This window comes from Mesorhizobium sp. B1-1-6, assembly GCF_006443035.1.
GTDB lineage: Bacteria > Pseudomonadota > Alphaproteobacteria > Rhizobiales > Rhizobiaceae > Mesorhizobium.
This window is the reverse complement of the sequence record NZ_VFWR01000010.1, coordinates 19,120-37,230: the sequence shown is the minus strand read 5'-3', so window position 1 is coordinate 37,230 and position 18,111 is coordinate 19,120. Positions and strand designations below refer to the sequence as shown.

At 60.4% G+C, this 18,111-nt stretch carries 16 protein-coding genes; 14 read left to right on the top strand and 2 right to left on the bottom strand.

Annotated elements, in window-relative coordinates; all coding sequences use genetic code 11:
• Nucleotides 1-26: 26 nt before the first annotated feature.
• Genes FJ979_RS20220 through FJ979_RS20180 form a run of 9 tightly spaced genes read left to right on the top strand, consistent with a single transcriptional unit; the run spans nucleotide 27 to nucleotide 12,597 of the window.
• Entirely contained in the window at nucleotides 27-2,765 is a 2,739-nt protein-coding gene (locus FJ979_RS20220) for an MFS transporter (protein ID WP_140583130.1), read from the top strand.
• Nucleotides 2,766-2,780: 15 nt separating this feature from the next.
• Nucleotides 2,781-6,524 (top strand): nitrate reductase subunit alpha, encoded by a 3,744-nt coding sequence (locus FJ979_RS20215; RefSeq protein ID WP_140583127.1) that lies wholly within the window; start codon nucleotides 2,781-2,783, stop codon nucleotides 6,522-6,524.
• A complete protein-coding gene (gene narH / locus FJ979_RS20210) occupies nucleotides 6,521-8,047 on the top strand; it encodes a nitrate reductase subunit beta (RefSeq protein ID WP_140583124.1) in 1,527 nt (508 codons plus the stop codon). Before FJ979_RS20215 ends, narH begins: the two co-directional genes overlap by 4 nt.
• Nucleotides 8,047-8,751: a nitrate reductase molybdenum cofactor assembly chaperone gene (gene narJ / locus FJ979_RS20205; protein ID WP_140583122.1), complete on the top strand. Its 705-nt coding sequence runs from the start codon at nucleotides 8,047-8,049 to the stop codon at nucleotides 8,749-8,751. The genes narH and narJ overlap by 1 nt, the downstream gene beginning before the upstream one ends.
• 14 nt (nucleotides 8,752-8,765) lie before the next feature.
• Nucleotides 8,766-9,551 (top strand): respiratory nitrate reductase subunit gamma, encoded by a 786-nt coding sequence (gene narI / locus FJ979_RS20200; protein ID WP_140583119.1) that lies wholly within the window; start codon nucleotides 8,766-8,768, stop codon nucleotides 9,549-9,551.
• The gene (locus tag FJ979_RS20195; RefSeq protein ID WP_140583116.1) at nucleotides 9,548-10,450 is read left to right on the top strand and encodes a peptidylprolyl isomerase; all 903 of its coding nucleotides are present in this window, start codon (nucleotides 9,548-9,550) and stop codon (nucleotides 10,448-10,450) included. Before narI ends, FJ979_RS20195 begins: the two co-directional genes overlap by 4 nt.
• A 55-nt stretch (nucleotides 10,451-10,505) precedes the next feature.
• Nucleotides 10,506-10,745 (top strand): hypothetical protein, encoded by a 240-nt coding sequence (locus FJ979_RS20190; protein WP_246679350.1) that lies wholly within the window; start codon nucleotides 10,506-10,508, stop codon nucleotides 10,743-10,745.
• 47 nt (nucleotides 10,746-10,792) lie between these two features.
• Nucleotides 10,793-11,998 (top strand): gephyrin-like molybdotransferase Glp, encoded by a 1,206-nt coding sequence (gene glp / locus FJ979_RS20185; protein ID WP_181181792.1) that lies wholly within the window; start codon nucleotides 10,793-10,795, stop codon nucleotides 11,996-11,998.
• A gap of 29 nt (nucleotides 11,999-12,027) precedes the next feature.
• A complete protein-coding gene (locus FJ979_RS20180) occupies nucleotides 12,028-12,597 on the top strand; it encodes a DUF2478 domain-containing protein (RefSeq protein WP_140583110.1) in 570 nt (189 codons plus the stop codon).
• 171 nt (nucleotides 12,598-12,768) lie between these two features.
• On the opposite strand, the gene FJ979_RS20175 is transcribed toward FJ979_RS20180, so the two are convergent.
• Both FJ979_RS20175 and FJ979_RS20170 read right to left on the bottom strand, forming a co-directional pair.
• Entirely contained in the window at nucleotides 12,769-13,329 is a 561-nt protein-coding gene (locus tag FJ979_RS20175) for a YitT family protein (RefSeq protein WP_246679349.1), read from the bottom strand.
• A gap of 386 nt (nucleotides 13,330-13,715) precedes the next feature.
• A complete protein-coding gene (locus FJ979_RS20170) occupies nucleotides 13,716-14,168 on the bottom strand; it encodes a MucR family transcriptional regulator (RefSeq protein ID WP_140583104.1) in 453 nt (150 codons plus the stop codon).
• A 48-nt stretch (nucleotides 14,169-14,216) separates the two neighbouring features.
• On the opposite strand from FJ979_RS20170, the gene FJ979_RS20165 reads away from it, so the two are divergent.
• The 5 genes from FJ979_RS20165 to FJ979_RS20145 all read left to right on the top strand — a co-directional run bounded on the left by FJ979_RS20165 (nucleotide 14,217) and on the right by FJ979_RS20145 (nucleotide 18,012).
• Nucleotides 14,217-14,480: a hypothetical protein gene (locus FJ979_RS20165; RefSeq protein WP_140583101.1), complete on the top strand. Its 264-nt coding sequence runs from the start codon at nucleotides 14,217-14,219 to the stop codon at nucleotides 14,478-14,480.
• Between the two features lie 514 nt (nucleotides 14,481-14,994).
• On the top strand, nucleotides 14,995-16,065 hold the full coding sequence (locus FJ979_RS20160) for a radical SAM protein (RefSeq protein ID WP_246679360.1): 1,071 nt from the start codon (nucleotides 14,995-14,997) through the stop codon (nucleotides 16,063-16,065).
• 10 nt (nucleotides 16,066-16,075) lie between these two features.
• Nucleotides 16,076-16,366 carry a PqqD family protein gene (locus FJ979_RS20155; protein ID WP_140583096.1) on the top strand — a complete coding sequence of 97 codons (291 nt, stop codon included), beginning with the start codon at nucleotides 16,076-16,078 and terminating at the stop codon, nucleotides 16,364-16,366.
• The gene (locus FJ979_RS20150; protein ID WP_140583093.1) at nucleotides 16,356-17,405 is read left to right on the top strand and encodes a radical SAM protein; all 1,050 of its coding nucleotides are present in this window, start codon (nucleotides 16,356-16,358) and stop codon (nucleotides 17,403-17,405) included. Before FJ979_RS20155 ends, FJ979_RS20150 begins: the two co-directional genes overlap by 11 nt.
• A 13-nt stretch (nucleotides 17,406-17,418) precedes the next feature.
• Nucleotides 17,419-18,012 carry a hypothetical protein gene (locus tag FJ979_RS20145; protein ID WP_140583090.1) on the top strand — a complete coding sequence of 198 codons (594 nt, stop codon included), beginning with the start codon at nucleotides 17,419-17,421 and terminating at the stop codon, nucleotides 18,010-18,012.
• Nucleotides 18,013-18,111: the final 99 nt, after the last annotated feature.

The following is an 18,111-nucleotide window of genomic DNA, read 5'->3' as shown; positions in this document are numbered from 1 at the left end:
ACCAATGGTCGAAGGGGCCGTCGACGATGCAAACGACCGCGTATCCGAAGTCCGGTCAGATCCTGGGTGCAAGCACGGCCGCATTTACGGTCTGCTTCGCGGTCTGGACCATCTTCTCCATCATCGGCATTCGCATGCGCCAGGAACTTGGCCTCAGCGAAACGCAATTCGGTTTGCTTGTCGGCACGCCAATTCTTACGGGCTCTCTCATTAGGGTCGTGCTGGGTATCTGGACGGACCGCTATGGCGGCCGGATCGTCTTCACGGCGAACATGCTCGCCGCCGCCGTCGCGACCTTTCTGCTGTCCTATGCTCACACCTATCCGCAAATGCTGGTGGCCGCCCTCGGCGTTGGCATAGCCGGCGGCTCGTTTGCAGTCGGTGTTGCCTATGTGTCGCGCTGGTTCCCGCCGGAAAGGCAAGGGACAGCGCTTGGCATCTTCGGCGCCGGCAATGTCGGTGCCGCAGTCACCAAGTTTCTCGCTCCTTTCGTGCTCGTCGCCTTTGGATGGCAGGTCGTCGCGCAAGTCTGGGCAGCAGCCCTCGTAGTCATGGCCGTCATCTTCTGGCTAACGACGGAGGACGACCCCATTATTGTCGAGCGGCGGCGGTCCGGCATAAAGCCGAAAAGTGCCTGGCTCGAACTTGAACCCCTGAAGAATGTGCAGATCTGGCGCTTCGCGCTCTATTATTTCTTCGTCTTCGGCGCCTTTGTCGCGCTCGCGCTGTGGCTGCCGCAATATCTCATCAACGTCTACGGCCTCGACATCAAGACAGCCGGCATGATCGCAGCCTTCTTCTCGGTGCCGGCGAGCCTCTTTCGGGCCTATGGCGGACACCTTTCTGACAGCTTTGGCGCGCGGCGCGTGCTCTACTGGACCTTCCTGGTCTCGGTCGTGGCGACCTTCATTCTGTCCTATCCGCCGACCGACTACGTGGTCCATGGCCTCAAGGGCGCGACCTCTTTCCATCTGGAGATGAGTCTCGTCGGCTTCGTCATCTCGATATTTGTGCTCGGCTTCTTCATGGCTCTCGGCAAGGCCGCGGTCTACAAGCACATCCCCGTCTACTATCCCGCCCATGTAGGTTCGGTCGGCGGTCTCGTCGGGATGATCGGTGGCCTGGGCGGCTTCCTTCTGCCGATCCTGTTCGGCCTGCTGCTTGACCTCACCGGCCTTTGGACAAGTTGTTTCATGGCACTCTTTGTCCTGGTCACTGGTGCGCTCCTGTGGATGCACGTCGCCATCCGCCAGATGGAACGCGGGGTCGCCGGCGAAGCCCTCGCCAAGCTCCCGCCGTTCCCCGAAATGCAGGGCATGCCGAAGCCCGTGATAGGAGCCCGATCGGGCGGTGCTCTCACCGACTGGCGTCCGGAGGACAAGGTATTCTGGGCTGAAAGCGGCCACCGCATCGCACGGCGCAACCTATGGCTTTCGATCCCGGCGCTTCTCCTTTCTTTTGCCATCTGGCAGGTATGGTCCGTCGTCGTCGCCAAGCTGCCGCTCGTGGGCTTCACCTTCACCACCGACCAGCTCTTCTGGCTTGCAGCTCTGCCCGGAATCTCGGGCGCGACGCTGCGCATCTTCTATTCCTTCATGGTGCCGATTTTCGGCGGCAGGCTCTGGACGACCCTAACGACCTGGTCGCTCCTCATCCCGGCGGTCGGGATAGGTTATGCAGTGCAGAATCCTGACACGCCCTATGTCGTGCTGTTGATGCTGGCGTTGCTTTGCGGCCTTGGCGGCGGCAACTTCGCCTCGTCCATGGCCAATATCTCCTTCTTCTTCCCGAAGGCGGAAAAGGGCAATGCGCTTGCGCTTAACGCCGGCCTTGGCAATCTCGGCGTCAGCGTCGTCCAGTTCGTCGTGCCGCTCGCAATCACCGCCGGGATATTCGGCTGGTTCGGTGGCGATCCGGCCATGGTCAAGGGACCGACGGGCGAGGCGCCCTTGTGGCTGCAGAATGCCGGCTTCGTATTCGTGCCGTTTATTGCGATCTCGGCTTTTGCGGCCTGGTTCGGCATGAACGACATCGCTTCGGCCAAGGCATCCTTCACGGAGCAGGCTGTGATCTTCCAGCGCCGGCACAATTGGATCATGTGCTGGCTCTACACTGGAACTTTTGGGTCTTTCATCGGCTATTCGGCCGGATTCCCGCTGCTCACGAAAATGTTGTTCCCAGACGTCAACGCACTTCAGTTCGCCTTTCTTGGCCCGCTTGTCGGCGCCCTGTCGCGCTCGGGCACCGGGTGGCTGGCGGACAAATATGGCGGCGCGCGCGTCACCTTCTGGGTCTTCGTCCTAATGATCGCGGGTGCAGCAGGGGTTTTGTGGTTCATCGGCATCAAGGATCAACCTGGTGCATTCCTTGGCTTCTTCGCCGCGTTCCTGCTGCTGTTCTTCGCCACCGGTGTCGGCAACGCCTCCACCTTCCAGATGATCCCGGTGATCATGGCCAAGGAGATGGGCCGCTTAATGCCCACGGCAGATGCAGAGACGCGCCGTCGGCAGGCGGAGAAGGAGTCCGCCGCCATCACCGGCTTTACGTCAGCGATCGCAGCCTTCGGCGCCTTCTTCATCCCGAAGAGCTACGGCAGTTCGATCGCCTTGACGGGCGGGCCGAGCGCCGCGCTCTGGGGGTTCTTGATATTCTACGTCAGCTGCCTCGTCATCACTTGGGCCGTCTACACCCGCAAGGGCGGCCTTCTTCACGACATCGAGCGTGCCAAGCGTGGCGCGTCCGTCCATCCGGCCGTAGCCGAATAATCAGAGGCAAGAGCAATGTCGCATTTTCTCGACCGGCTAACCTTCTTCCGCAAGACCGTCGACAGTTTCTCCGACGGCCACGGCATCGTCACCAATGAGGATCGCTCTTGGGAGGACGGCTACCGCAAGCGCTGGCAGCACGACAAGATCGTGCGCTCCACCCATGGCGTGAACTGCACCGGCTCCTGCTCGTGGAAGATCTACGTCAAAGGCGGCATCGTCACCTGGGAGACACAGCAGACCGACTATCCACGCACACGGCCCGATCTGCCAAACCACGAGCCGCGTGGTTGCGCACGCGGTGCCTCATATAGCTGGTACCTTTATTCCGGCGCGCGGGTGAAATACCCGATGATCCGCGGTCGGCTGCTGAAGTTGTGGCGTGCCGCGCGCGCCACTATGCCTCCCGTCGCGGCATGGGCCTCGATCGTCAAGGATGCTGACAAGCGGCAATCCTACATCTCCATCCGCGGCCACGGTGGCTTCGTGCGCGCCACCTGGGACGAGGTGAACGAACTCATCGCGGCGGCCAATGCCTACACGGTAAAGGCTCATGGTCCCGACCGTGTCATCGGCTTCTCGCCGATCCCGGCCATGTCGATGGTCTCGTATGCGGCGGGCTCGCGCTACCTGTCGCTGATGGGTGGCGTGTGCATGTCATTCTACGACTGGTATTGCGATCTGCCGCCAGCGAGCCCCCAGACCTGGGGCGAGCAGACCGACGTTCCTGAAAGCGCGGACTGGTACAATGCCGGCTTCATCATCGTCTGGGGTTCCAACGTGCCGCAGACGCGTACACCCGATGCGCACTTCTATACCGAAGTTCGCTACAAGGGCACCAAGAGCGCGGTCGTCAGCCCGGACTACGCCGAGGCGACCAAGTTCGCCGACATCTGGCTCAACCCGAAGCAGGGGACCGACGCTGCACTGGCATTGGCCATGGGCCACGTCATTCTTCGCGAATATTACCTTGATCGTACGGTCCCGTATTTCGACGACTACGCCCGCAAGTACACCGACCTGCCGTTCCTGGTTCGCCTGACAGAACGCGACGGCCGGCTCGTTCCCGAACGGCTCCTGCGGACCTCGGAGATCGCTGGCGGTTTGGGCGAGAGTAACAATCCGGAATGGAAAACGGTCGCGATCGACGAGGCCACCGATGCACTCGTCTCGCCGCGCGGTTCGATAGGCTATCGCTGGGGCGAGGGCGCCAAATGGAATCTTGAGGAAAAGGACGGTAGCGGCCAAGACATTCGGCTCAAGCTGACCCTTGCTGGCAAGAAAGCCGAGATTGCAGCTGTCGATTTCCCCTACTTCGGCGGTCGCGCGACCGAGCATTTTGTCTCGACCGATCACGGTGAAATTCTCACCCGCAATCTTCCGGTCCGGCGGATCAAGCTTTGCGATGGCTCCAAGGTGGCAGTCGCCACCGTGCACGACCTGATGATGGCCAATTATGGTCTCGATCGTGGCTTTGGCGGCGATCACGCGGCCAAGAGTTATGACGAAGACGTGCCGTTCACGCCCGCCTGGGCGGAGCGCATTACCGGGGTAAAGCGCGATGCGATCATCACGGTTGCCCGTGAATTTGCCACCAACGCGGAAAAGACCAACGGCCGTTCGATGGTGATCCTCGGCGCTGGTGTGAACCACTGGTACCACATGGACATGACCTACCGGGGGATCATCAATCTCCTGGTTTTCTGCGGCGCCATCGGCCAATCGGGCGGGGGCTGGTCACATTATGTGGGACAGGAAAAACTCCGCCCGCAGACAGGTTGGACACCGCTCGCGTTCGGGCTCGATTGGAACCGTCCGCCTAGACACATGAATTCCACGTCCTTCTTCTATGCGCAGACCGACCAGTGGCGCTATGAGACCCTGACGGCTGCTGAAATACTGTCGCCGACCGCGCCAGAGGGGGACTGGAACAAGAGCTTCATCGACTACAACGTTCGCGCCGAGCGTATGGGCTGGCTGCCCTCGGCACCTCAGCTGAAGCAAAATCCGCTGACGATCGCCGCCAAGGCCAAAGCCGCCGGCCTTGAGCCGAAGGACTATGTCGTCAAGGCGCTGAAATCCGGTGAACTGGAACTCTCCTGTCATGATCCCGACGATCCGGACAACTGGCCGCGCAACATGTTCGTCTGGCGCTCAAATCTCCTCGGCTCATCAGGCAAGGGGCACGAATATTTCCTCAAGCATTTGCTCGGCACCACCCACGGTGTGATGGGTAAGGACCTCGGCGCGGAAGGGGCGGTCCGCAACACTGAAGTTGTCTGGCACGAGACGGCACCGCAGGGAAAACTTGACCTCCTGGTCACGCTCGACTTCCGCATGTCGACCACCTGCGTCTACTCCGACATCGTGCTGCCGACGGCAACCTGGTACGAGAAGAACGACCTCAACACGTCCGACATGCATCCCTTCATCCATCCGCTGTCGGCGGCAGTGGATCCTGCCTGGGAGTCGCGCTCCGACTGGGAGATTTACAAGGGCCTCGCCAAAGCCTTCTCGGAAGTATCCCAGGAGGTGTTAGGCGTTGAGCAGGATGTGGTTCTCACTCCGATCCAGCATGACAGCCCCGCCGAGATGGCCCAGGCCTTCGACGTGAAGGACTGGAAGCTCGGCGAAGTCGAGCCAATCCCGGGCAAGACCATGCCGTCCGTGACGCTCGTAACCCGCGACTATCCAAATCTCTACGCCCAGTTCACGGCGCTGGGGCCGTTGATGACGAAAATCGGCAACGGGGGCAAAGGCATCGCCTGGAACACCAAGCACGAAGTCGAGGCGCTCGGAGCGCTGAACGGCGTCCATCTCGACGGTGCGGGCAAGGGCTTGCCGAAGATCGAGACCGACATCGACGCTTGCGAGGTCATTCTCATGCTGGCGCCGGAGACCAATGGCGAGGTGGCGATCAAGGCCTGGGAAGCCTTGTCGGAAATCACCGGGCGAGAGCACGCCCACCTTGCCTTGCCGAAGGAAGACGAAAAAATCCGCTTCCGCGATATTCAGGCGCAGCCGCGCAAGATCATCTCTTCACCGACATGGTCCGGCATCGAAAGCGAGAAGGTCTGTTACAACGCCGGCTATACCAACGTCCACGAATTGATCCCGTGGCGGACATTGACCGGCCGCCAGCAGCTCTACCAGGATCACCTGTGGATGCGGGCCTTCGGCGAGGGGCTCGTCACCTGGAAGCCGCCAGTCGATCTCAAGACGATCCCGGGCATCAAGGACGTCCGTCCCAACGGGCACAAGGAAATCGTCCTCAACTTCATCACGCCCCACCAGAAGTGGGGTATCCATTCCACCTATACGGACAATCTGCTGATGCTGACGCTCAACCGCGGCGGCCCGGTGGTGTGGATCTCCGAGACCGATGCCAAGACGGCCGGCCTGGTCGACAATGACTGGGTCGAGGTCTTCAACATCAACGGCGCGCTCACCGCGCGTGCCGTTGTCTCCCAACGCATCAAGCCGGGCATGATGATGATGTATCACGCCCAGGAAAAGATCGTGAACACGCCGGGGTCGGAGATGACCGGCAATCGGGGCGGCATCCACAACTCGGTCACCAGAACGGTGCTGAAACCTACCCACATGATCGGCGGCTACGCCCAGCAGTCTTATGGCTTCAACTATTACGGCACCGTGGGCTCAAACCGCGACGAATTCATCGTCGTCCGCAAGATGGCCAATGTCGATTGGCTCGAAGGGCCGCTCGCATCCGAAGCGCCGAAGGAGGCTGCAGAATGAAAATCCGCGCTCAGATTGCGATGGTGCTGAATCTCGATAAATGCATCGGGTGCCACACCTGCTCCGTCACCTGCAAGAACGTCTGGACCAACCGGGAAGGCGTCGAATACGCCTGGTTCAACAATGTCGAGACCAAGCCCGGTGTCGGCTATCCCAAGGAGTGGGAGAACCAGAAGAAATGGAACGGCGGATGGCGGCGCAAGAAGAACGGCCGCATCGAGCCGAAGATGGGCGCCAAATGGCGCATCCTTGCCAACATCTTCGCCAACCCCGACCTGCCGGAGATTGACGACTACTACGAGCCGTTCACCTTCGATTACGAGCATCTGCACACGGCGAAGGAATCGAAGGCGTTCCCCACGGCCCGCCCGCGTTCGGCGATCACCGGCGAGCGGATGGAAAAGATTGAATGGGGACCGAACTGGGAGGAGATCCTCGGCGGCGAGTTCGAGAAGCGTTCGAAGGACGTGAATTTCGAGGGTGTCCAGAAGGATATCTATGGTCAGTTCGAAAACACCTTCATGATGTATCTGCCGCGATTGTGCGAGCACTGCCTCAACCCGACCTGCGCGGCGGTATGCCCATCGGGAGCGATCTATAAACGCGAGGAGGACGGTATCGTCCTGATCGACCAGGACAAATGCCGTGGCTGGCGCATGTGCGTCTCTGGCTGCCCCTACAAGAAGATCTACTACAACTGGTCGTCGGGAAAATCGGAGAAGTGCATCTTCTGTTACCCCCGCATCGAGGCGGGACAGCCGACGGTCTGTTCGGAAACCTGCGTCGGGCGTATCCGCTATCTCGGCGTGATCCTCTACGACGCGGACCGTATCGAGGCGGCCGCCAGCACTCCGGATGAGAAAGATCTCTATCAGGCGCAGCTCGACGTTTTCCTCGATCCGAACGACCCGGCCGTTATCGCCCAGGCTCGCGCTGACGGGATACCCGACAACTGGCTGGAAGCGGCGAAACTGTCGCCCGTCTGGAAGATGGCGATGGAGTGGAAAATCGCCTTCCCGCTGCACCCGGAATACCGCACCTTGCCGATGGTCTGGTACGTGCCGCCGCTTTCGCCCATCCAATCAGCGGCCGCGGCAGGCAAAATGGGCGTCGACGGCGACATGCCCGATGTGCGCAGCCTGCGCATCCCGCTCCAGTATCTCGCCAATCTGCTCACCGCGGGCAAGGAGGAGCCTGTCGCTCTCGCGCTCGAACGCATGCTGGCGATGCGCAGCTACATGCGGGCAAAGACGATCGACGGCCGCCTCGACGAGTCGATTGCGGCGCGGGTCGGCCTGACGGGCACGGCCATCGACGAAATGTACAAGGTCATGGCGATCGCCAACTACGAGGACCGGTTCGTCATCCCGACGGCACACCGCGAATGGAGCGAGGACGCCCAGGACATGCGCGGCTCCTGCGGCTTCTCGTTCGGAAACGGCTGCTCCGGCGGCTCCACGGAGACGAACCTCTTTGGCACCAAGCAGACCAAGCGACCAACCAACCCGATGGAGATCGCGTGATGACGGTGCCGCGCTCGAACAGGACGTTTAAGGCGCTTTCGGCGCTCCTGGCCTATCCGACGGAGGACCTTTCCTCGGCAATCCCGGAAATTGCCGCGGCGATCGAGGCCGAGGGGCTGATATCGGTCGAAGCAAGGGAGCAACTGCGCCCTCTGCTTGCCGATCTGGGCACACTGGATCTGTACGATCTCCAGGAGTGCTACGTGGAGTTGTTCGACAAGACGCGTCGCCACTCGCTGCATCTGTTTGAACATATCCACGGCGAGAGCCGCGATCGCGGCCAGGCGATGGTCGATCTGCTCGAGCACTATCAACGCGGCGGACTTCTTATCGCGGCAAACGAATTGCCCGATTTCATCCCGCTTTTTCTTGAGTTTCTGTCCGCTCGCCCGCTCGAGGAGGCGCGTGGCCTGCTCAAGGAAACCGCCCATATCTTCTCGCTGCTTGAGGAAAGGCTGGCCAAGCGAACCGGAGGTTATGCCGCCGTGTTCACGGTCGCGCTCTCGATCATAAACGAAACCGCTGCGATCGCCGACACGGTCGAGATCGATGACGAGCCCGACGACCTGGCTTCCATCGATGCCGCCTGGGAAGAAACCGCTGTCACTTTCGGTCCAGGAAATGCGACCGACGGCTGTTCCGTCGATCGGCTGAGAATCCAGATGCGCGCGGCGAACCGCGACGCGCGGCATAACGTGGCCTGACCGGGAGGCAAGCGATGTCCTACGCAATCAACGACGTGCTTTTTGGCTGGTATCCCTATTTCTGCCTGACCGTCTTCCTGCTTGGGAGTCTGATCCGTTTCGACCGCGAGCAGTATACCTGGAAGACAGGTTCCTCCCAGCTTCTGCGACGGCGGCAGCTCCGCTGGGGTTCCAATCTCTTCCATGTCGGTATCCTGGCGATCTTCGGCGGGCATTTCGTCGGCCTGTTGACGCCGATCTGGGTATTTGACGCGCTCGGCATCTCCCACAGTTTCAAGCAGGGGCTCGCTATCACAGTCGGCGGCATTGCCGGCGTCGCCTGCTTTATCGGCATCGCGCTTCTCGCTCATCGTCGCCTGTTCGATGCCCGCATCCGCAACACGTCCGCTCCGGGCGACATCGCCATTCTGTTGCTGCTCTGGCTGCAACTTACTCTTGGCCTTTCCACGATCTTCGTCTCGCTCGGTCACATGGATGGCCACGAGATGGTGAAATTCATGAACTGGGCTCAGGGAATTCTCACCTTGCAGCCAGCGGCCGCAGCCTATGTCGCCGACGTCAACCCGATCTTCAAGGCGCATCTCCTGTTCGGTATGACCATCTTCCTGGTCTTCCCGTTCACAAGGCTGGTCCATGTCTGGAGTGCCCCGATTTGGTATCTCGGTCGCCCCGGCTATCAGGTGGTGCGCACGCGTTTTGCGGGGCGACGGTTGCCCACCCCCATGTCAACAGCTCGATCTCCAGCGTCGGTGCGGCCTGCAGTTGCTCGCCCACCCGCCAACCTGCGGAGTAAGTCATGACCGCTCTCATCATCGATCACGGGGCCAGCCGCGCACCTTCCTGCGAACATCCGCATGAGCACCGACCGGCGACGCCCGACACGACTCCATCGCGCGAGCGCGTGGCGATGCCGCCAGTAACCGTCAATGGTGTGCCGATCTCGCGTAAGGCCATCGCCGCCGAAGTGCAGAACTTTCCCGCTCGCAATCCGGGCGAGGGCTGGAAAGCGGCGACGCGCGCGCTGGTCATTCGCGAATTGCTCCTGCAGGAAGCACGGCGTCTCGATATCGCGGCGGAGCAAAGGACCGACCAGGACGGGCGCCAGCAGACCGATGAGGATGCGCTAGTACGTGGCCTCATCGAACGCGAAGTCCGTGTGCCGGAGGCGGACGAGGAGATGCTGCGTCGCTTCTACGAGAACAATCTTCGCCGCTTCGTGACGCCATCGCTCTACGAAGCCGATCACATCCTCATCGGCGCACGCCGCGATGAAAGCGAAGCTTTCGCCGCAGCGCGAGAAAAGGCGCTGGCTCTGAGATCGGAGATGGCAATTGCACCGGAGGGTTTCGCAGCGCTGGCGAAGGATTGCTCGGATTGCCCATCGGGGGCCATCGGTGGCAGCCTCGGTCAGATCGGGCCGGGCGATACGACGCCGGAATTCGAAGCCGCTCTGATTAATCTCGTCCCCGGTGACATCTCGCCTCCGGTCGAGACACGTTACGGCGTCCATCTCATCCGCCTGACGCGACGGATCGACGGCCGCCAGCTCCCGTTCGAGGTCGTGCGGGACCGCATCGCCGCTTACTTGAGCGAGCACGTCAATCGGCAAGCGACGGCGCAATACGTCTCTTTGCTTGTCGGTCAGGCGGATATCAGGGGCATTGATATCGACGGCTCGTCGTCGCCGTTGGTGCAGTGAGGACGATGCGATGCTTGGAAACCTCATAGCCTCGCTGGAAGATCCGAAAGTCGCCATGGGTCTCGTCGCAGCATTCGACGAGCCCGCCTTGTTGACCCGTTTGGCTACGGCTGCTGATGCGTCCGGTCGCTTGCCAGCCGAGATCGTCGGCTCGGCCGTTCGCAATTTCCTCGATACCGCATCGGACGACCATTGGACGCAGCTCATCGGTCTCATGAATCGAGCGGAGGATCCTGGCCTCGCGGCGATGCGCGCAATTCTCGAAAAGTCCCTGCCAGCGGCGAAGGCTGTCTGACGATGGGTGCGCTACGCAACGACTGCTTCCGCTCAGGCGCCCAGATAATGTCGTTTGAAACCGCTCGAGCCGTCGCCGTCGCGCTTGCTGAACCGCTCAACAGGCAGGAAGACGTGCTGTTGGTGCATGCGGTCGGACGCGTCCTGGCAGCGACGATCGAAGCTCCGTGTGCCCTTCCGCCATTCGATCAGGCGGCGATGGATGGATATGCCTTCCGCCTGTCGGGCAAGAAGGGCGTGCCTTTGGTCCTGCCTATTTCCGGGCGCACGTGTGCTGGCGACAAACCGGACGTGCTGGTACCGGGGACAGCCCATCGTGTTATGACTGGTGCCGCATTGCCAGGCGGCGCGGATACAGTCGTTATGCAGGAGCATGCAACCCGCAGGGGTGATATCGTGCAGTTCGGGCTCGACGTCGAAGCCGGCGCCCACATTCGACGGGTTGGCGAGGACGTAAAACAGGGCACGGCTATCCTTCGGCCAGGCCGCGTGATCGGCTGGACAGAAGTTGCGCTGCTAAGCGCGCTTGGCATTGCGACGGTTTCGGTTGCCCGTCCCCTGCGGATCGTGGTGCTCGCGACCGGTAGCGAACTTCGCAATGCAGGCGAACCGCTTCCCCCTGGCGCCATTTACAACAGCAACGGGCCGATGCTTGGCGCGCTGCTGGCGGCGCCGAACGCACATGTCACGTCCCTAACCGTTCGTGACGACCTGGCTGCCATTGCGCACGCGCTCGAAAGCATCGCGGGAACGGCCGACCTCGTTATCGTCACCGCCGGTATGTCGGTCGGCGAAGAAGATCATGTGCGCGATGCCGTCGTACGTGCCGGGGGCGGCCTCGATGTCGTCAAGGTGGCGATGAAGCCCGGCAAGCCGCTGGCATTCGGCACGCTTGCAGGTGCGTATTTCATAGGACTACCCGGCAACCCACAAGCTGCAGCGTTTGGCGCGCTCGCCTTCGTGCGCCCGATGATGAAAGCCCTTCTCGGTCAAGCTCCATCGAACCGCATCACGGCCGAGATAAACTTCACACATCCCCGCAAGCCGGATCGCACGGAACTGCTGCCGGTCCGCTTGAACGTCGAACAGGGCCGATTGATCGCACATCGCAGCGGGCCGGATGGCTCGCACAGAATGATGCCCATGGTGTTCGCCGACGCCGTTGCCGTTGTGCCTGGCGCATCAACGCCCGTCGAAGTTGGCTCGCTCCTGGAAGTGCTTCCGTTCGACCAGCCGCGATTCGCGGTTAACTGACGCAAATTCCTATCGGAAGGAACTCTCGCATGCAGATCGGTAGACCTGGTTATCCAATCACCGCAATCGTTTATTCAAACGGTTCCCAGTTCGAAGCTTTCTTGCAGGAATTCACCAGCGCCATGGCCGAACAAGGCATGCAACTGGCCGGCCTCATCCAGCGAAGTGAGCCGAAACCAGGTCGCGTGAAATGCGACATGTATCTGCGCGACCTCGCAACAGGTGAGCTTCACGGGATATCAGATGATCGAGGTCCTCAAGCACGAGGCTGCGTTTTGAATGCTGATCGGCTGCTCCGCGCCTGCACGGCTGCCGAAGCAGAGTTGTCCAACCAGACCGACCTTCTGGTCCTCTGCAAATTCGGAAAGACCGAGGCCGAAGGCGGCGGCTTCAGAACTTTGATCGCCAGGGCGCTCGAACTTTCCGTTCCCGTCCTGATCGGTGTTCCCCTCATTAACCTGTCGCCGTTCCGTGAATTCTCTGCCGGGCTGGCACGAGAAATGGACCTGTCCGAGATCGTATCCAATCCGCTTACGGCAGCGGAACGTCTGCTGTCGCATTGGTCGCCGATGAGCGAAACGAAGATAGAGGTTGCATGAATTCCGCGTCAGCGAGTTCCCAATGCCTACCGCCGCTTCCATCCGACGGCAATGTGGTGCTTCGGTCGGGACTTGGTGCGAAGTGAGGGCCTCACGCTGGCTTACGCCCAACACGTACTTAATGACTTCGGTTTGGCCGGGTCGTTCGCCAGCGGTCTGCCCCTCCGAACCTTAGGTGACGCCAAGATAGCGATCAGGCTTGTGATTGATGGCAATGATCATGTTGACGATCGCCGCGCCAAGGATCGACAGCACCAGATGATCGGGTGTCAGGACGAACAAGGCGGCGCCGAGGATTCCGAGATCAACGGCAAGCTGGAAGTAGCCAGCCCTAATCCCCAAGGTCTCCTGGAGAAAGATGGCCAGGATATTGATGCCGCCAAGACCAGTACGGTGGCGAAATAGAATCAAAAGCCCCGTTCCGCACAGGCCACCGCCCACCACGGCTGCGTAGGTGGGATCTAGCAGGGAAAATTCGACCCAGCGTGCCGATAATCGCGACAACAGGGAAACGAGGCTGACGGCGAGAAACGTCCTGACTGTGAAACGCCAGCCCATTCGCCTGATCGCGAGATAGTAAAAGGGCAGGTTGATAAGAGAAAATGCTACCCAGAACTGCATGCCGGTGGCGTATTGCAGTAGAAGGGCCATTCCGGCCATTCCGCCGACCAGAAGCGTCGCTTTGGCGTAGATCACCGTGCCGAGTGCGATGAAGAGCGTCCCCAGGAACATTGCAAAGGCATCCTCATGGAGGCCGTGCCTATCGTGCTCTCGGTGTTCCATTTGCCAGCCCCCCGCTTGCGGGCAGGAGCGGTTTTCCAAATCTGTGCTGAAGAATTGGACCTACTGTTCCTGAAGCCCATGTCGAAACGATCGCGGCCATCCGTACCCGACAAATGGCGCGCGATCTTTGCGCCGGCGCAAACCAGATCACGCGGAGCCCAGACATGCGCAGGAACCTGCGTCACCGGAACATGCAGCCAAAAGGGCACGACGGCAATAGTTTAGAGACATCCGGCGAGCCTATGCGTGGACGCGGCACTTCGACCGAACTTCCCGACAGAAAGCTTGTCCGTCGTTAGAGGAGGAGTGTAACAGGCCCAGAACTGGCGAAGTAGTTAAGCTTTCGCCTTTCGCTTCGCCGTCGTTTTCTTGACACGTGCCGACGGTTTGCGGCCTAGGCCCGATGATTTTGCGAGCACAGAGCGGGCTGCGGAATAGTTCGGAGCCACCATTGGATAATCGCGCGGGAGCCCCCATTTCGTCCGGTATTCGTCAGCGGTGAGGCCAAAGTCCGTCCTGAGGTGCCGCTTCAGCGACTTGAACTTTTTTCCATCCTCTAGGCAGACGATGTAATCGGGAAACACCGATCTTTTCGGATTGACCGCTGGTGTTTGTGGCGGCTGTTCAACGATGTCCGGCCGACCAAGATTTTTGAGAGTGGCGTTCACTGACGATATTAGATCCGGCAGACCAGCCACTGGCACAGCGTTGTTTTGGACAAACGCTGAAACAATATCGGCGGTCAGTCCTATCAGGTCCACGTTCGGGCGATCAGTTTGTTCGCTCAATGTATGAAACTCCAGTTTCTGTTCCGCATTCGTATTGGGGAAAGACGGATGGCGCAAGAAGTTGGCCCGCGGAACGAGCTATCTCTTCTCACTGAGAGTCCTGCCTGCGCTGTTCTAAGTCTCTCTGGCCGTTCTTGGTTTCAATTTATGGCTATCCTGTCGGCTCCGGAGCCGCACAAAGCAGGCGACTACCCCTTGGATTCGCGGCTGGGAAAGATGCCGCTCAACGGTTCACCTCTGCTTTCGTCGGCGGCGAATGATGTGATGTTATTCAAGCCACTGGCTCTCCCGCTGCCCACCTTCGAGAAGTGAGATATGTACGAAGTCGCGCTGGCTCCCGCGTTGTCGCGAAAACAACGTCCGAACGGAATCTGAGAGCGGACCCACATCAGCGTGTGATGAGCCGTCACAAACAGACCAGATCAGGTTGATCTAGATCAAGTTACTCACAGGCGGACGATGGTTTCATGAATCGCGCTCAGAATGGGAGGCTATCACGAAGCGCACACTGCATCTCAAAATAGCGACTCGAACCGAGGATGGCAGCGAACTCATCGCTTTTCTTAAGCACGCGATCCCCTTCTATGAGTCATTGCCAGGTGTTCGGGTGCGATTGCTCCGAAACATCAATGATCCTCGCTGTTTCATTGAGGTGATCGAATATGAAACAATCGAGGCGTTCCGGAGTGACGAAGCCCGCGTTCGAGACGACCCGCAGATGCAGAATCTGCTTCGAGAGTGGCGGACACTTCTCGTTGAGGGCGCGGAAATCGAAACCTATGAGGATTTGACAAACCTTATCTAGACAAGGAGGGCCCAGGTGGCGATGAATCAGCCTGCGGTGACCGAATTCGCGGCTCCGCTCTATGTCGCGTGGGAAATAACCCACCACTGCAATGCTCGCTGTCTCCATTGCTATTCGGCGTCCGGACCCGAGGTCCCGTCGCGTGAATTGCCGCTGCCGGATGCTCTCGACCTCATCGACCAGTTGGCGGATGCCGGGGTGCTAGTGCTGGCTTTTTCCGGTGGAGAGCCCCTCATGCATCGGCATTGGCACGAGCTTGTCGGGCACGCGGTTAGACGCGGGCTCAATGTCAACGTCGGCAGCAACGGCTCGTGCATCAACGATCGGAACGCGGACCTCCTAAAGGAACTTGGTGTCAAGAGCGTCACCATCAGCCTCGACAGCCACGATCCCGCGACACACGATTATTTTCGGCAACTTCCCGGCTGTTTCGACAAGGCAGTGGGCGCCATCGAGCGGCTCATCGCGCGCGATGTACGGGTCGTCGTCGGCTTCACGCCAACCCAGATCAACTGGGAGCATGGTCACGACGTTATCGCGTTGGCCGAGAGGCTCGGAGCAGATGCGGTCAATCTCTCGGAGTATGTGCCGGCGGGCCGCGGGACGCGCGCCCTCGCGCTCGCGCCCGATCAGCTTCACTCCGTTCTGCGCGAATGGGTCGATGCTCGGGAAAAGTACAAGGGCCGCCTTGACATCATGTGGCATGACTGCCGCGTTGGCCTCCTGGTCACGGAGGAAGAGCAGCGGAAATACGTCGGATGCGGCGCCGGACGATTGATCGCGCGCATAATGCCCGATGGAACGGTCACGCCCTGTGTATTTCTTCCAACTACGATCGGCAACATCCCGCGGGACGGCTTCCGAAACCTCTGGGATCGCTCGTTCCTGCTGGCCCAGTTTCGTGATCGACAGGGCCACGTCAGCGGCAATTGCGGAACGTGCAGTCACTTAAAGACATGTGGTGGCTGCCGAGCCGTCGCTTATGCATATAGCGACGGCGACCCGCTCGCCGGCGACCCGCACTGCTGGGTCAACACCATGCAAATTGACGAAGCCGCCGGCATAGCCGCCGGCGAAGGCTTGCCGATTTAAGGAGGCCGCGATGACCAACGTCGAAGCCGACACTGTCCTGCAGCCCACTGAATGGTGCGTGGCGCGGCTGCAGAAGGATGGTCATCTCTTTTACAACTCTCGAACCGACGAGATGCACCTGGTTCCGCCAACTGGCGTGCTCGTTTTCCACCTCTGTGATGGGTTGCGCAGTGTTAACGAGATCGAAGACGAGTTGGCCAGCGCGCTTGATAGTGATCGCGTCGCTGTTCATGGCGCATTGACTGAGTTCCTCGACAAGCTCGTGACCCGCGGCATTGTGGAGCCGGTCCATGCGCAGTGACCTGACGACGGGCGGCGGATTCCGACCTGAAATGCCTTTCCATATGGTGTGGCTCGCCACTGACGCATGCACCGCCCGCTGCCTACATTGCTCGTCCAATTCGGCGAAGCGAAAACCGGACGAACTCGCGACTCCGGAGGTCATCGACCTGATTGATCAGCTTGCGGCGGCCGGTGTGGTCGACTTCGGTATCTCCGGCGGCGAGCCTCTTATACGTCGCGACCTGTTCGAGATCATCGCGCATGCGAAATTACGCGGGATGTCGGTTGGCGTGGCCAGCAACGGGGCGAAGCTGCCCGAACGCGTCGCCCGCAAGCTTGCCGATCTCGGCCTGAATCGGCTTCAGGTGAGCCTCGACGGTCTCCCGCACGCCCACGATGCTTTACGCCTCTGGCCCGGACTTTTCGATCGGGTGCTGATCAGCATCGCAACGGCCCGCCAAGTCGGCTTGCGCGTGCATGTCTGCTGCACGATCAACCGGCTTAACGTGGATCACCTCGAAGCGTTCGTCGAGCGTCTCGCTGGCTTCGACGTTCAGCGTCTGAACTTCTCGCGCTACGTGCCAACCGGTCGCGGGACAGACTCGCTGGATCTTACCGATGACGAGTGGCGCTTTGTGATCGAAACGACTCGCCGGCTGAAGGCCCACTATAAAGGCCGGCTCGAAATCGTCAGCCATCTTGCTCAGCAAATTCTTGTTGACGACGAGGTCGCCGAAATGCCGGGCTTCATTGGCTGCCAAGCTGGTCGCGGACAGGGGTGTATTACCGCGAACGGCACTGTGCTTCCCTGCGTCTTACTACCAGTCGCGGTCGGGAACATCCGGCAGGCCTCGTTTGCCTCGATCTGGAGCACGTCCCCGATCGTTCGATCGCTCCAGGACCGAGACAATCTCGAGGGCCGCTGCGGCTCCTGCGCGGTGCGGTCCCGCTGCGGTGGTTGCCGAGCTGTCGCGTTCGCCAAGACCGGCCGGCTTTTCGCCGCCGACCCACGCTGCTGGCTACCCGATCGCCGGGCCGTCGGCTGCGTTCAACACTGAGGAGGAGAGGAATATGGTACAGGAAATGACATTCGACCCACAGGACGTCGTCACACGCTACTTTGAGTACATCCGGGAACTGCGCAACGGACAACAAGATGCTGTCGACAAGCTGGTCGATCTCTGGGATGACGAGGGGGTATTCGAGTTTGCGGGCGCACCGCCCGTAAGCGGCACCTACAAGGGCAAGAATGCGATCCACGTTCTATACAAAAATCGAGTTGCCGCCTGCGGAATGCCGCTATCCCTAGTCGGTGATGGCTCCTCGGCGCCGGCATCGGCTCTCGCTGCTGACGTCGCGCTCGGCGTCGTGGATACGAAGGTCAATCGCATGCGAACACTTGCGACAGGGCGGCCGACATCGAAGAGCAAGACGGACAGCCGTGGTCAACGCGTGGCCGTGGGCTGGACGACAGTGATCGGAACCGGGGACAAACGCGGGTTCGAGGTTACAGGCAACCACGCCTTCACGTTTATGGACGGGAAGATCAGCTCCCTCAAGGTGACTGTATCACCTAAGGCTGAAGATACGCCCGGGCTCTCGCTACAAGGGCTCGCAGTGGCAGACATTGGGCGTCTGTCGCTTGCTGCATGGGCTGTTGTTTAGGCGGCCGATCAGGCGTTCAGTTCTCGCTGCGGGTCATATCTCCGTTTCGCTGCGGTATCGAGTCGGCCGAGCTACCCGTGATCGTCGAGGAGTTCAGGG